Annotated in this window: 13 protein-coding genes; 11 read left to right on the top strand and 2 right to left on the bottom strand. The window is 69.1% G+C overall.

Annotation, left to right across the window (positions count from 1 at the left end; genetic code table 11):
• From VHK87_RS12725 to VHK87_RS12700, 6 genes are all read left to right on the top strand, one after another.
• Nucleotides 1–197 (top strand): glutathione binding-like protein (locus VHK87_RS12725; RefSeq protein ID WP_329635270.1); only part of this gene is annotated, 197 nt, incomplete at its 5' end.
• A gap of 137 nt (nt 198–334) precedes the next feature.
• Entirely contained in the window at nt 335–2,146 is a 1,812-nt protein-coding gene (locus VHK87_RS12720; protein WP_329635269.1) for an NAD(P)/FAD-dependent oxidoreductase, read from the top strand.
• A gap of 58 nt (nt 2,147–2,204) precedes the next feature.
• Nucleotides 2,205–2,918 (top strand): BLUF domain-containing protein, encoded by a 714-nt coding sequence (locus VHK87_RS12715; RefSeq protein ID WP_329635268.1) that lies wholly within the window; start codon nt 2,205–2,207, stop codon nt 2,916–2,918.
• Between the two features lie 246 nt (nt 2,919–3,164).
• Nucleotides 3,165–4,589, top strand: a complete 1,425-nt coding sequence (locus tag VHK87_RS12710; protein ID WP_329635267.1) for a methyl-accepting chemotaxis protein — start codon at nt 3,165–3,167, stop codon at nt 4,587–4,589.
• A 40-nt stretch (nt 4,590–4,629) separates the two neighbouring features.
• The gene (locus VHK87_RS12705; protein WP_329635266.1) at nt 4,630–5,043 is read left to right on the top strand and encodes a BLUF domain-containing protein; all 414 of its coding nucleotides are present in this window, start codon (nt 4,630–4,632) and stop codon (nt 5,041–5,043) included.
• Between the two features lie 133 nt (nt 5,044–5,176).
• Nucleotides 5,177–6,061, top strand: a complete 885-nt coding sequence (locus tag VHK87_RS12700) for a DUF2189 domain-containing protein (RefSeq protein ID WP_329635265.1) — start codon at nt 5,177–5,179, stop codon at nt 6,059–6,061.
• A gap of 7 nt (nt 6,062–6,068) precedes the next feature.
• Here the strand turns inward: VHK87_RS12700 and VHK87_RS12695 are convergent, their stop codons facing one another.
• Nucleotides 6,069–7,088, bottom strand: a complete 1,020-nt coding sequence (locus tag VHK87_RS12695; protein WP_329635264.1) for an LLM class flavin-dependent oxidoreductase — start codon at nt 7,086–7,088, stop codon at nt 6,069–6,071.
• A 200-nt stretch (nt 7,089–7,288) separates the two neighbouring features.
• Here VHK87_RS12695 and VHK87_RS12690 point away from each other — a divergent pair, with 200 nt between their 5' ends.
• Nucleotides 7,289–8,311: an SDR family oxidoreductase gene (locus VHK87_RS12690; RefSeq protein WP_329635263.1), complete on the top strand. Its 1,023-nt coding sequence runs from the start codon at nt 7,289–7,291 to the stop codon at nt 8,309–8,311.
• Between the two features lie 97 nt (nt 8,312–8,408).
• On the top strand, nt 8,409–8,807 hold the full coding sequence (locus tag VHK87_RS12685; protein WP_329635262.1) for a DUF6491 family protein: 399 nt from the start codon (nt 8,409–8,411) through the stop codon (nt 8,805–8,807).
• A gap of 37 nt (nt 8,808–8,844) precedes the next feature.
• On the opposite strand, the gene VHK87_RS12680 is transcribed toward VHK87_RS12685, so the two are convergent.
• A complete protein-coding gene (locus VHK87_RS12680) occupies nt 8,845–11,034 on the bottom strand; it encodes a PAS domain S-box protein (protein ID WP_329635261.1) in 2,190 nt (729 codons plus the stop codon).
• A 164-nt stretch (nt 11,035–11,198) separates the two neighbouring features.
• Between VHK87_RS12680 and VHK87_RS12675 the strand changes: the two genes are divergently transcribed.
• From VHK87_RS12675 to VHK87_RS12665, 3 genes are all read left to right on the top strand, one after another.
• On the top strand, nt 11,199–12,581 hold the full coding sequence (locus tag VHK87_RS12675) for a flavin-containing monooxygenase (RefSeq protein WP_329635260.1): 1,383 nt from the start codon (nt 11,199–11,201) through the stop codon (nt 12,579–12,581).
• Between the two features lie 66 nt (nt 12,582–12,647).
• The gene (locus VHK87_RS12670; protein WP_329635259.1) at nt 12,648–13,220 is read left to right on the top strand and encodes a helix-turn-helix domain-containing protein; all 573 of its coding nucleotides are present in this window, start codon (nt 12,648–12,650) and stop codon (nt 13,218–13,220) included.
• Nucleotides 13,221–13,245: 25 nt separating this feature from the next.
• On the top strand, nt 13,246–13,632 hold the full coding sequence (locus VHK87_RS12665) for a VOC family protein (RefSeq protein ID WP_329635258.1): 387 nt from the start codon (nt 13,246–13,248) through the stop codon (nt 13,630–13,632).
• Nucleotides 13,633–13,803: the final 171 nt, after the last annotated feature.

Genomic DNA, 13,803 nt, shown 5'->3' with positions numbered 1-13,803 from the left:
AGCCCTACCTCTGCGGCCATCAGCCGAGCCTCGCCGACTTCGCGAGCGCATCGCAGCTCGACCTGAGGTCGCACACCCCGGAGTGGGGGCAGGTCGCCGGCGCGGCCGACGCGCTTCAGGCCTGGCTGGACCGGATGCTCGCTCGCCCGTCCATGCAGGCCACCACCTGGGAGAGCGTCGCCGCCATGGCCGCCTGAGCACCTTTCGTACCCGGCGGATCCGGGGGACAGGAAGGGGCGCGTTGCATACCCAACCTTCGAGAATTGTTGCGCCGCGGCGTGGGCGTGCTACGACCCTGCCCATTGGTGCGTAGCGATTTTCGAAGGTTCGATTGATGAGCGAGGCGACAGCGGCGAAGCGGCCCATCGACAAGCAGGCGCTGCTGGAGAAATACCGGGCCGAGCGGAACAAGCGGCTGCGGCCCGAAGGAAACGCCCAGTACCTCGAGCTGAAGGGCACGCACCTCGCCCACTACCTCGAGGACCCCTACACCCCCTTCACGCCGCGTGAGCCCAAGACCGACCACGTCACCTTCGCCTTCGTCGGCGGCGGGTTCGCGGGGCTGGTGACCGGCGCGCGCCTGGTGGAGGCGGGGGTCAAGGACGTCCGCATCATCGACAAGGCCGGCGGCTTCGGCGGCACCTGGTACTGGAACCGTTACCCGGGCGCCCAGTGCGACACCGCCTCGATGGTCTACATGCCGCTGCTGGAAGAGACCGGCCACCGCCCCACCGAGAAGTACGCGCACGCCCCGGAGATCCTGGAGCAGTGCCAGCGGATCGGCCGCCAGTACGGCCTCTACGACAACGCCCTGTTCCACACCGAGGTGACGGAACTGTCCTGGGATGAGGCGCGGTCGGTGTGGGTGATCCGCACCAGCCGCGCCGACGAATTCACCGCCAGCTTCATCAGCCTGGGCACCGGCCCGCTGCACGTGCCCAAGCTGCCCGGGATCCCGGGGATCGAGCGGTTCAAGGGCCATTCCTTCCACACCAGCCGCTGGGACTACGGCTACACCGGGGGCGATCCCAAGGGCGCGCCGATGGAGAAGCTCGCCGATAAGCGGGTGGCGATCATCGGCACCGGCGCCACCAGCGTGCAGGCCGTGCCGCACCTGGCCCGCGCCTGCGGCACGCTCTACGTCGTCCAGCGCACGCCCTCGTCGGTGGACGTGCGCGCTAACCAGCCGATCGATCCGGAGTGGTTCGAGGGGATCGCCACGCCCGGCTGGCAGCAGCGCTGGCTGGAGAACTTCACTGAGAACCAGGCCGGCGGCACGGCCGAGGTCGACCTCGTCCAAGACGGCTGGACCGACCTCTCCCGCCGCATCCGCGCCAGGATCGCCCAGCTGCCGCCCGACCAGCGCACCCCGATGAACATGCTGGCCGCGTACGAGGACTCCGACTTTGAGAAGATGGAGGAGATCCGCGCCCGCGCCGAGCAGGTGGTGAGGGACAAGGAGACGGCCGAGAAGCTGAAGGCTTGGTACCGGCAGTTGTGCAAGCGCCCCTGCTTCCACGACGAGTATCTCGACGCCTTCAACAATCCGAACACCCACCTGGTGGATACGGACGGCCAGGGCGTCGAGGCCATTACCGAGAAGGGCTTCGTCGTCGCCGGCCGCGAATACGAGGTCGACTGCATCATCTACGCCTCGGGCTTCGAGGTCGGGACCGAGTACAAGCGTCGGGCCGGCTTCGACCTGACGGGCCGCGGCGGCGTTAAGCTGTCGGAGGCCTGGGCCGAGGGCATGCGGACCCTGCACGGCATCCACGTGCACGGCTTCCCCAACGCCTTCATCGTCCAGCCCACCCAGGGCGCCAACCTGATCTCCAACGTGCCGCACAACCTCACGGAGTCCGGCCGCACCATCGCCGCCACGATCCGCCACGCGCTGGACCGGGGCGCCAAGGAGGTGGAGGTCACGCAAGCGGCCCAGGACGCCTGGGTCGAGCTGCTGCTGAAGGGCATGGGCCGGATGCTCGGCGCCGCCGACTGCACCCCCGGCTACTACAACAACGAGGGCCAGGACCCCGGCCCGGCGGCCCGCTACAACGTCGGCTACCCTGCCGGCCCCACCGCCTTCTTCCGCTACCTAGACGGCTGGCGAAGCTCGGGGGCGTTCGAGGGGTTGGAGTTCCGATAGAGCCTGCAAGCGCGACGCCTTCGGGCTATGTTCCGACGAGTCGTTCGGCGGGTGGGTCGTGCTTACCGGTGAAGTTCTGCGCGCGGCGCGCGCGATGGCCCGACTGGATCAGGCGGAGCTCGCGGAGGCGGCGGGCGTCAGCCTGGAGACCATCAAGCGTCTCGAGCGGATCCGCGGCCAGATCAACGCCAACGTGCGAACCGTCTCCGCTCTGATCGAGGCGTTGCGTCGCAGGGAGGTTCATATCGAGCGGCATGGCGACGGCTCCCTGCACGTCTTCGGGCGGGCGAGCCCGCCAGGGCGGCGAGACGCCCGCATTCCGCTGGGCAGCGAGACCGAGGCGGCTGATCTTCATCGGTTGATCTACTTCAGCCGGGCCGCTTTTGAGGCCGATCGTGCGGAGGAGGCCCTCGGCGCCATCCTCACATCCTCCACGCGGAACAATTCAGAGCGCGGTCTCAGCGGCGCCCTCGTCTACTCGAACGGACGGTTCATGCAGGCGCTGGAAGGAGGCGGTCCGCAGGTGCTGGCGATGTACGACGCCATTAGAGTCGACGATCGCCACCGCGACCTGACGGTTCTCGAGAGCCGGCCGGTGGCCGTGCGCCGTTTCCCCGATTGGCTGATGTGCGCGCGCACCGTCAGCGAGGCGGAATTGGCCAGAGCCGATGTCAGTCAGGCGGGAGGCCTGCGGCCAGAGCGGCTGTCACCGGCGGCGGCGCTGGGTCTGCTCACCTGGGTGGCCGACCTGGAGATGTCCCTGGTTCGCTGATCCAGGCGCGTCAAGTTGTCGCATTAGATGCGGGCGCGACCGACATCGTGCAGGCATCGGGGCCTCAAGTGTACCGCGTTACACCTGAGGTGTAATTCTGCCAAAACCGGCCGGTAGATCAGTTGTTTCCCGGTAAGCATTGGTAATCACTGTTCGTGTTTCAGCTCTCGACTGCGACGCCGAGACATTTGTCTCGCCAGTTGTTGTTTCGGTCCGTCCACGGGCCAGAGAGCGAAAGGCACGCGCGTGTTCTGGAACCGCAATCGGCAGGCGACCCAAGCCGCACACCAGAGAAATCTCGAAGGCATGGTCGCCGCCATCGAGACGTCTCAGGCGGTGATCGAGTTCGAGCTCGACGGCACGATCATCCGCGCCAATCGCAACTTTCTTGACACGGTTGGCTACGCCGAAGCCGAGGTGATCGGCCGCCCGCACCAGATGTTCGTGGATCCCGAAGAGGCGCAAAGCGACGCATATCGGGAGTTCTGGCGCACGCTGAACAGGGGTGAATTCGTGGCCGCCAAGTTCCGCCGGCTGGCGAAGGGCGGTCGGGAAGTCTGGATCCAGGCATCCTACAATCCCATCCTGGGAGCCGACGGGCAGCCGGTGAAGGTCGTCAAGTTCGCGACCGACATCACCGCGGTCGAGCACGAACGGGCGCACAGCGAGGCCGAGCGGGCTGAGACGGCGCGCGCCCAAGCGGCGGTGGTCGACGCGCTCGCCGCCGGCCTGGAACGACTCTCGAATGGGGATCTCACGGCCACCATCGAGGCGGATTTCACTGGCCCCTACGCTCGCATCAAGACCGACTTCGATGGCGCCGTGGGCCGACTTCGAGGAGCGATCGCCTCCGTGCTCGAGGCCTCAGGCGCGATCCGCGGCGGCGCCGGTGAGATCTCGTCCGCCGCAGACGACTTGGCCCGCCGGACCGAGCAACAGGCGGCGAGCCTCGAAGAGACCGCCGCGGCTCTGGACCAGATCACCGCCACCGTCGCGCGCAGCACCGCGGGGGCCAGGAAGGCGGCGCAGGCGGCCACCGGCGCCCGCACCCAGGCGGCCAAGTCTGGCGAGGTGGTCGGTGAAGCCGTCTCCGCCATCCACGACATCCAGCAGAGCTCCAGCCAGATCTCCAACATCATCGGCGTCATCGACGAGATCGCCTTCCAGACGAACCTGCTCGCGTTGAACGCCGGAGTGGAGGCCGCCCGCGCCGGCGAAGCGGGCCGGGGGTTCGCTGTGGTGGCCCAGGAGGTGCGGGCGCTGGCCCAGCGCTGCGCAGAGGCGGCCAAGGAGATCAAGACGCTGATCTCCTCGTCCGGCCACCAGGTCGAACGGGGCGTGAAGCTGGTTACCGAGACCGGCCGCGCCCTGGAGACCATCTTCGGTCAGGTCGCCGACATCGACGTCCTGGTGTCGGAAATCGCCCGCTCCTCCGAGGAGCAGTCCACGGGCCTCGGCCAGGTCAACGCCGCCGTCAACCAGATGGACCAGGTGACGCAGCAGAACGCCGCCATGGTCGAAGAGGCCACCGCGGCGGCCGCCCAACTGCGCCGTGAGGCGGACGAACTAGGCCGGTTGGTGGCCCGGTTCGATGTCGGCCAAGACGCGGCCGTGCGCCGGTCCGACGCCGCGGGCCTGCAGCGGAAGCTGCGGGTCGCGATCGCCAACTGACGCTCCCCTCCCGCCGCGCCTCTTCCTTGGAGACTCATGGATGATCTGTCTCGCCTACCTTAGCTCGGCGACCGCACCGCTGAGCCCTGCTGACCTTGAGGAGGTCCTCGGCCAGTCTCGACGCAACAATGCCCGAGACGGCCTCACCGGCATGCTCTGCCACTACGACGGCAGCTTCCTCCAGTTTTTGGAAGGAGATAAGCCAAAGGTGGTGGCCGCGTTCGAGCGCATCAGCGGCGATCGGCGTCACGGCGGGGTTATCGAAGTGTATCGGCAGCCGATCGCAACGCGGGCCTTTTCGGACTGGACGATGGCGGTCGTGAAGCCGGACGAGATCGGGGCCGAGCAGCGGGCCTTCTGCCGGGCGCTCCGCCGCGTCGAGTTCGCAGCGCATGCTTCGCACAGGGAGGCGCTGGAGCCTTTCCTGGAGTCCTTCCGCGCCTGGATCCGGTAGGGCGCCAACCGGCCCCTGGACGTGCTATCATCGCCACAGTTGCGTGGGTCGTGGTTCAACCCGAGCCACACGCCGAAGGGCGGCGGTCCGTACGGCCACGCTCCCAACGCTTAGGGCCTTGGGAGGAGCAGCAATGCCCGCCGACAACCACATCCGCAATCCCTTCGAAATGGCCGTATCCGGGGTGGGCGCGGCGATGTCCGACGCCGGCCGCGCCTTGGCCGAAGCCAGGCCCCGCAGCGCCGCTTCGGTCGAGACGCCCGCGGTCCGCCGCATCGAGGCCCAGGACGTGATGGACGCTCTGCGCCGCGGCGCGGCGGACGTGGGCGCGGCCCGGGATGACGTGCTCTTCATCGCGCTGATCTATCCGCTCGCGGGCGTGCTGATCGCCAGCGTGGCGCTGGACAACCGGCTGACGCCGCTTGTCTTCCCGCTGGTGTCCGGCTTCGCCCTGCTCGGGCCCCTGGCGGCGGTCGGCCTCTACGAGATCAGCCGCCGGCTCGAGCGGGGCGGGCCGATCTCGGCCGGGACGCCGCTGGCGGTGTTCCGCTCGCCCGCCATCGGCGACATCCTGCGATTGGGCGCGGTGCTGCTGGCCGTCTTCTTCGCCTGGCTGGTCGCCGCCTGGGCGATCTATGCGGCCAATTTCGGCCCGCAGCCGCCGGTCTCGGTCGCGGCCTTCGCCAACGAGGTGCTGACCACCCCGGCCGGCTGGCGGATGATGGCCGTGGGGATCGGCGTCGGCGCCTTGTTCGCCGCGGCGGTGTTCGTGCTCAGCGTCATCTCCTTCCCGCTGATGCTCGACCGGCACGTGCCCATGTCGACCGCCGTCCAGACGTCGCTGCGGGCGGTGCGGACCAGCCCGAAGACCATGGCCCTCTGGGGCCTGATCATCGCCGGCCTGCTGGTGCTGGGCTCGCTGCCGGCGCTCGTCGGCCTGGTCTTCGTCATGCCCCTGCTGGGGCACGCATCCTGGCACCTCTACCGCAAGGTGACGCGGGAAGGGCCGGCGGCCTGACGCCGGCTCACGCCGCCGGCGCGAGGGCGTCCCGAACGCCGGCGGCGATTTCCAGGGAGCGGATCCGCCTGGCCTGATCGTAGATCTGCGCCGTGACGATGATCTCGTCGGGCCGATGGCGGGCGATGAAGGCCTCCAGCCCCGCCCGCACCGTCTCCGGCCCGCCGACCACCGCCTTCGACAGCGGCCCGCCGGGCGCCAACGTGCCGGCCAGGGACTCGTGGGCCTCGATGGGCGGGGGCAGGGGCCCGGGTCGCCCGCGGTGCAGGTTGATGAACGCCTGCTGCAGCGAGGTGAAGAGGATTTTCGCCTCCTCGTCGGTCTCGGCCGCCACCAGGTTCAGGCCCAGCATCAGGTGCGGCATGGCGAGATGCTCCGAAGGCGTGAAGTCATTCCGGTAGATGGCGCTGGCCTGCTCGACCATTTGCGGCGCGAAGTGGGACGCGAAGGCGAACGGCAGGCCAAGCGCCGCCGCCAGCTGGGCGCCGAACAGGCTGGAGCCCAGGATCCACACCGGCACGTTGGAGCCCGAGCCGGGCACTGCGCGGATCGCCTGGCCGGGCGCCGGCTCCTTCAGGAAGGCCATGAGCTCCAGCACGTCCTGCGGGAACTGGTCGACTCCGCCGGTCAGGTTCCTGCGCAGCGCCCGGGCGGTCAGCTGGTCGGTCCCCGGCGCGCGGCCGACGCCCAGGTCGACCCGGCCGGGGAAGATCGCCTCCAACGTGCCGAACTGCTCGGCGATGATCAGCGGCGCGTGGTTGGGCAGCATCACCCCGCCGGCCCCCAGCCGGATCGTCGTGGTGCCCTCGCCGGCATAGGCCAGCGCCACCGCCGTGGCGGCGCTGGCGATGCCGGTCATGTTGTGGTGCTCGGCCAGCCAGTAGCGGCGGTAGCCGAGCCGCTCGGCGGCGTGGGCCAGCTCGCGGCTGGCGCGCAGCGACTGGCCGGGCGTGCCGCCCTGGACGACGGGCGAGAGGTCGAGGACGGACAGCGGAACCATCCCACCCATGTAGGCGCCCGCGGCCATAGGGGAACCCGATGGGCCGTTTGGAAGCCGTCGTCCGACAGTCGAAGCGCCTCGGGAGACGACCACGCCGCCATCCCCGCGGGCTCCGCTCGGCGGCGGCGCCGACAGCCGCCCTGGATCGAAGCGCGTCCAAGAGGAACAGCTGCAGGCCGGCCTCAGTTGATCGCCGAACCGGGCGCGTTCGCCAGTGGGAGCCGAACATGCATGTCAAACTCAAGCCGGTGGCCGAGCAGGTCATCGTGATCACTGGCGCCTCCAGCGGCATCGGGCTGGCGACGGCGCAGGAGGCCGCCCGGCGGGGCGCCAAGGTGGTGCTCGCCGCCCGCTCCGACGAGGCGCTCGAGACGGCGGTGCGGGAGATCACCGCACAGGGCGGCGAGGCGCTGTCCGTCCACTGCGACGTGGCTGACCGCGCGGAGGTCGAGATGGTGGCCCGCGCCGCGATCGAACGGTTCGGCCGCATCGACACCTGGGTCAACAACGCCGGCGTCGGGATCTGGGCGCGGATCGAGGAACTCCCCGAGACCGACATGCGCCGGCTGTTCGAGACCAATTTCTGGGGCGTGGTGAACGGCTCGCTCGCCGCCATCCCGCACCTGGACAGTCAGGGCGGCGCGCTTGTGAACGTCGGCAGCATGACGTCCGACCGGGCCTTCCCGCTTCAGGGCATCTATTCCGCCAGCAAGCATGCGGTGAAGGGCTTCACCGACGCCCTGCGGATGGAGCTGGAGGAACGTGGGGCCGCTATCTCCGTGACGCTGATCAAGCCGGGGTCGATCGGCACGCCGATGCCGCAGCACGTGAAGAACTACACCGGCCAGGAGGCCAAGTTCCCGCCGCCGGTCTACGCCCCGGAGGAGGTGGCCGCGGCCATCCTCCACGCCGCTGAGCGCCCCGTGCGCGACCTGTTCGTGGGCTCTTCGGCCCACACCGGCAGTGCGTTGAGCCAGATCGCGCCACGTCTGCTGGACCGGATCAGCGAGCGGCTGCTCATCAAGGCGCAGAAGGCGCCCCGGCCGGCGACGCCGACAGACAACCTGCACCACGGGCAGGCGGAAGCTCAGGTCCGCGGCGACCACGCCGGCAGCATGATCCGGCCCAGCCTCTACACGCGCGCCAGGCTGAACCCGGGGATGGCCTCGGCGGTGGTCGGCGGGGTCGCGTTGGCCGCGTTCGGCGCCGCAGCCGCGCGGCGGCGGCGCAGAATCCGGTTGGCTGCCTGAAGGTGGCGCTTCGGCCCGGCCGGGGTGCTGTATCGTAGGGCCTGCAACGCTCGGCGGCTTAGCCCCGTTTGAGTGTTCCAGCTTCCGGAGTCCGCCCATGCCACGCCTGTTGCTGACCCTGGCCCTGTCCGGCGGCCTCGCGGCGTGCGCCGGCTCCCCCGGCGCCGGGCCTGCCGGCCCGGCGGGCGCCGAGAGTCCGCGCCAATGCTTCTGGGCGCGCAGCGTCAACAGCTTCAGCGCCGTCGACGACGACACCGTCAACCTGCGTGTCGGCGTGAAGGACTACTACCAGCTCGAGCTGATCGGCCCGTGCCCCGACATCGACTGGGCCCAGCAGATCGCGATCCAGTCCCGAGGCGGCTCAAGCGTCTGCGTCGGCTCCGACGCGGTTCTCATAGCCCCGAGCCACATCGGCCCCCAGCGCTGCCACGTGCGTACGGTGCGCCGCCTCACCCCGCAGGAGGTCGAGGCGATGGACCCGAAGGCGCGGCCCTAGATCGTATTCGACCTCCTCGCGCCGGCGCTTCCCTGCATCAGTCGGCGGGGGCGAGCGCCGAGGCGCCGTGCAGGGGCGCGCGAACCGTGCAGACGAGGCCCTTGGGCCGATAGTCCAGGCCGACTTCACCGCCGAGCTCGCCCGCCAGGCCCTGCTCCAGCAGGCGAGAGCCAAATCCGGTGCGTGTGGGCGGCGTCACCGCCGGCCCATTCTCCTCCCGCCATTCCAGGTGCAGCCGCTCGTCGGCCGCCGCGGGGGTGGCTAGCCAGGTCACGCTCACCGATCCCGCCGGCGCGCTCAGGGCGCCATACTTCACGGCGTTGGTCGCCAGCTCATGTAGCGCGAGCGCCAGGGCGACAGCGGCCTGAGGCGCCAGCCATATCGCCGGGCCGCAAATCTGGAACCGCTCTTCATTGTCGCCGCTGAACGGGCGGATGGCGGCGTCCACGATCTCGCGCAGATCTGCGCCTCGCCACTGCTGGCGCGTCAGTACGTCGTGGGCGCTCGATAGGGCGAGCAGGCGATCGACGAAGGCGCCGTGCGCGGCGCGAGGGTCGGCGGCCGATCGCTGCGTCTGTGCGGCGATCGACTGCACCGTGGCCAGGGTGTTCTTCACCCGGTGGTTCAGCTCGTTCATCAACAGCTGTTGCCGGTCCTGCCACCGCCTGCGCTCGGTGATGTCTCTGACGACGCGCACGCCGTACAGCGGCGCGCCTTCGGCGTTTCGCACGACCGAGGCCGACAACTCGACCCAGACGATCGCGCCGGACTTCTGCACGTAGCGCTTCTCGCGGCTGTAGACCGGAATCTCGCCTGCCATCTGGCGCGCGAAGACGCCGCGTTCGTCCATCGTGTCTTCCGGATGGGTGACGTCCCAGATGGTCATGTTCGACAGCTCGTCGCGATCATAGCCGGTGATCGCGCTGAACTGCTCGTTGGTGCGCAGGAACCTCCCGTATTCGTCCACTTCGGCGATCCCGACGAACGCATGTTCGTAGGTCGCCAGCAGGCGCTCTTCGCTCTCGCGCAGCGCCGCCTCTGTGGCGATCCGGCCGGAGATGTCGCGCAGATAGGCTGTGAAGTGGATCTCGCCGTCGATCTCTATCGGGCTGATCGCCAGTTCGATGGGCAGGCGATCGCCCGACCGCCTCACCGCATCTACTTCGACGCGGCGCCCCACCATCGGGCCGCGGCCCATACGCACGAACCTCTCCATGCCCTTGCGATGCGGCTCGCGGAGTTCCGGCGGGATGATCAGGGTGGCCATGTCTTGGCCCAAGGCTTCTTCCCGCGTGTAGCCGAAGGTGCGCTCAGCGGCGGGGTTCCACTCCACGATCCGGCTGTCGGCGGCGATGGTCACGATGCTGTCGAGGGCGGAGTGGAGCATGGCGCGGCTGGCGGCTTCAGAGCGCCGAAGCGCGACTTCCGCCTGCCGCTGGCCGCTTATGTCCACCACGACCGCGGTGACGTATTGGGGCGCGCCGTTGTGGTCGCGCACCAGCGACACGTGGTTCTGCACCCACACGGACGATCCGTCGGGGCGCAGGTACCGCTTTTCGATCTGGAAGGACTGGCCTGTCTCCAGCAGCCGGCCGAAGAGGCGCATGTTCTCGGGCAGGTCGTCGGGGTGGGTGACCTGCTGCATGGTGAGGCTGTAGATCTCGTCGGACTCGCGTCCCAGGATCTGGCGCTGACGCTCGTTCACCAGCTGGAACCTGCCTGTGAGGTCCACCTGAGCAATCCCGACGCTCACTTGGCCGAAGATGTCAGCGAACCGCGCCTCGCTCGCTCGCAGAGCCTGTTCCGCCGCGACCCTGTCGCTGACGTCGCTGCCCTGGCAGAAGATCCCCTCGACCAGGCCCGAAGCCCCGCGGACAGGCTGATAGATGAAATCGAAGTAGCCGATCCAGGCGGACCCGTCCGCGCCGACGATCTCCGTGGGCAGGCCCTCGCCCGTGAAGGGCTCCCCGCTGCGGTAGCATCGGTCGAGCAGTTCGACGAAACCCTGCGCCGCGAGCTCGGGCAGCGCTTCGGCCACAGTTCGGCCGAGCAGTTCGCGATCGCCGACCAGCCGTCGGTAGGCCGCGTTGGCGTAGTCGAACACATGCTCGGAACCGCTCAGGAACGCGATCAGCGCCGGCGCCTGGTCGAACAGATGGCTCAGCTGTCCTGCAACTGAGCCGGCCGCCGCACCTGCGTCTGGGTGGAGGTTCGAGGATGGCGACATGTGTGAGGTGCGGTCATATCCGGAGCGGGCCACCCTGCTAACCCTGGATCAACGGGTTGAACACGGCGAGGTTGTCGCAGGCCGTCTCAGCGAGGAGCCGGGCCCGTAGACTGACGCAAGGTCCGCGCCCCATCCTCCACGCGCTGCGCGAGGGAGCACCGGCGATGGATCAACGACTGCCCAGGGCCTGCATCATCGGGGCCGGTTGCTCCGGCTTCACGACCGCCAAGCGGCTGGCCGACCTCGGCGTCCCGTTCGACTGTTTCGAGATGAGCGACGACGTCGGGGGCAACTGGTACTTCAGGAACCCGAACGGCCTGTCGGCCTGCTACGAGAGCCTGCACATCGACACCTCGAAGTGGCGGCTGGCGTTCGAGGAGTTCCCCGTCCCGGCCGACTGGCCTGACTTCCCCCACCACGCGCAGCTGCTGGCCTATTTCCGCGCGTACGTGGACCACTTCGACCTGCGCCAGAAGATCACCTTCAACACCCGCGTGGAGCTGGCCGAGCGCACGGCGGAGGACCTGTGGGCCGTCACCCTCTCCACCGGCGAGACGCGCCTCTACGACGTGCTCTTCGTCTGCAACGGCCACCACTGGGACGCCCGGGTCCCCGAGTATCCCGGCGCCTTCGATGGGCCGGCCTTCCACGCCCACGACTACCGCGACCCGTTCGATCCGGTGGACATGCGCGGCAAGCGCATCGTTGTGGTGGGCATGGGCAATTCGGCGATGGACATCGCCTCCGAGCTCGCCCAACGGCCAATCGCCAAGACGCTGTGGGTGGCCGCCCGCCGGGGCGTCTGGGTGCTGCCCAAGTACCTGGGCGGCAAGCCGGCGGACAAGTCGGCCCTGCCGCACTGGATGCCGCGAAAGCTTGGCCTGGCGCTGGCCCGCGCCAAGATCAAGCAGACCATCGGCCGGATGGAGGACTACGGCCTGCCCAAGCCCGACCACGAGCCGCTGGAGGCCCACCCCTCGGTCTCCGGCGAGTTCCTCACCCGGGCCGGCTGCGGCGACATCAGGTTCAAGCCCAACATCGCCGAACTGATGGGAAACAAAGTCCGCTTCGAGGACGGCAGCGTCGAAGAGGTGGACGCCATCGTCTACGCCACCGGCTACAAGATCAGCTTTCCGTTCTTCAGCGAGCCCGATCTGCTGCCCGACGCCGAGAACCGCTTCCCGCTGTTCAAGCGCATGATGAAGCCCGGCCTTCCCAACCTGTTCTTCATGGGCCTCGCCCAACCCCTGCCGACGCTCGTCAACTTCGCCGAACAGCAGGCCAAGCTCGCCGGCGCCTACCTCACCGGCCGCTATCGCCCGCCGCCCTCGGAGGAGATGGCCGCCGTCATCGCCGCCGACGAGGCCCTGCACCTGGGCCCCTACTACAAGGCTCCCCGCCACACGATCCAGGTCGACTTCGGCATTTACGTCCACGATCTTACGAAGGAGATCCGAAAGGGCGAGGCCCGCGCCAGGGCCGCCGGGTGGGTGTTGCCCGTGGAGCCGCGAGCGCGGCCCGGGGCGGAGGCGATGGCGGCTGAGTAGCGTCTCTTCCGCTTGACACTGACCGGCGGTCAGTAGCTAATGACCATCGGTCACTAGGAGGCGCCGATGGACAAGCCGCTACGCCGCCGCCTGAGCCCCCAGGTCCGCAAGCTTGAGATCGTCGAGGCGGCCGAGCGGCTGCTGCAGGCGCACGGCTCGCGGGTGCGGGTCGAGGACGTCGTCCGCGAGGCCGGTGTCGCGAAGGGCACATTCTTCCTCTACTTTCCGAGTTGGGACGACCTGCTGGAAACCGTCCGCGATCGGCTGGTCTCCGAGTTCGACGCCGCCTATCCGCTGCCGACCGAGGCCGATGGGCCGATCGACTGGCCGGCCCTGGTGGAGTGGCAGGCGGGCGCCTTTGTCGACTTCACCCTGTCGCGCCGGGGCCTCGGGGAGGCGGTGTTCCACTCCGACTTCGCCGAGCGGCGCCCGCTGGCTGACCACGGGATCGTCCGGCTGGCGGCGGTGATCCGCGCCGGCCAGGAGGCCGAGGCGTTCGGCCGGGTCGACCCCGAGCCCACCGCAAGGCTGCTGTTCGCCGCCATCCACGAAGCTGCCGACGCGGTCGCGGCCGGGGCCGACCGGGACGCCATGATCGCCGCGCTCAACACCCTACTCCGACGCACCCTCGCGCCCTGAGCAACCTACCGCAGGAGGAAAGCCCATGAACGATACCGTCGTGAACGTCCGGTACATGGTCGGCGACGTGCAGGCCGCGGCCGACTGGTATGTAGACAACCTCGGCTTCAACCGGCTGCCGAACGCCTCCCCCGCTTTCGCCGCCGTCGAGCGCGGACCGCTGCGGCTGCTGCTGAGCGGCAAAGCCAGCTCCGCCGGCCGGCCGATGCCCGACGGCCGTCAGCCCGAGGCCGGCGGCTGGAACCGCTTCCAGTGCATCGTCGAGGACCTGCCGGCTGAGGTCGAGCGCCTGCGCGCCAGGGGCGTGAGGTTCCGCAACGCCATCGTCACCGGGCCGGGCGGATCGCAGATCCTGGCCGAAGATCCGTCGGGCAACGTGGTGGAGCTCTTCCAGCCCGCGGGCTGGTTCTGAGCGGCTGATCCTGCGAGCTGCGCGTCAGCCCGCTGAAATCGAGGCGGTCGATGGCCCGCATCGATTCTTTCGCTTTGCCCAATCGGAATCCCAGGTCGCCTAATGGCCGCCAAAAGGGAGGACACCCGATGGATGACGCCAGCCCACTCTCCGACAAGCGGAAGGAACCCG

Source organism: Phenylobacterium sp. (genome assembly GCF_036263695.1).
Classification (GTDB): Bacteria; Pseudomonadota; Alphaproteobacteria; order Caulobacterales; family Caulobacteraceae; genus Phenylobacterium.
This window is presented reverse-complemented; position numbering and strand designations above follow the sequence as displayed.

Bases quoted from the DNA above. Each gene is read 5' to 3' on its own strand.
- VHK87_RS12720 (WP_329635269.1), top strand. From the start codon at position 335: ATGAGCGAGGCGACAGCGGCGAAGCGGCCCATCGACAAGCAGGCGCTG.
- VHK87_RS12705 (WP_329635266.1), top strand. From the start codon at position 4,630: ATGATCTGTCTCGCCTACCTTAGCTCGGCGACCGCACCGCTGAGCCCT.
- VHK87_RS12700 (WP_329635265.1), top strand. From the start codon at position 5,177: ATGCCCGCCGACAACCACATCCGCAATCCCTTCGAAATGGCCGTATCC.
- VHK87_RS12695 (WP_329635264.1), bottom strand. From the start codon at position 7,088: ATGGCCGCGGGCGCCTACATGGGTGGGATGGTTCCGCTGTCCGTCCTC.
- VHK87_RS12690 (WP_329635263.1), top strand. From the start codon at position 7,289: ATGCATGTCAAACTCAAGCCGGTGGCCGAGCAGGTCATCGTGATCACT.
- VHK87_RS12685 (WP_329635262.1), top strand. From the start codon at position 8,409: ATGCCACGCCTGTTGCTGACCCTGGCCCTGTCCGGCGGCCTCGCGGCG.
- VHK87_RS12680 (WP_329635261.1), bottom strand. From the start codon at position 11,034: ATGTCGCCATCCTCGAACCTCCACCCAGACGCAGGTGCGGCGGCCGGC.
- VHK87_RS12675 (WP_329635260.1), top strand. From the start codon at position 11,199: ATGGATCAACGACTGCCCAGGGCCTGCATCATCGGGGCCGGTTGCTCC.
- VHK87_RS12670 (WP_329635259.1), top strand. From the start codon at position 12,648: ATGGACAAGCCGCTACGCCGCCGCCTGAGCCCCCAGGTCCGCAAGCTT.
- VHK87_RS12665 (WP_329635258.1), top strand. From the start codon at position 13,246: ATGAACGATACCGTCGTGAACGTCCGGTACATGGTCGGCGACGTGCAG.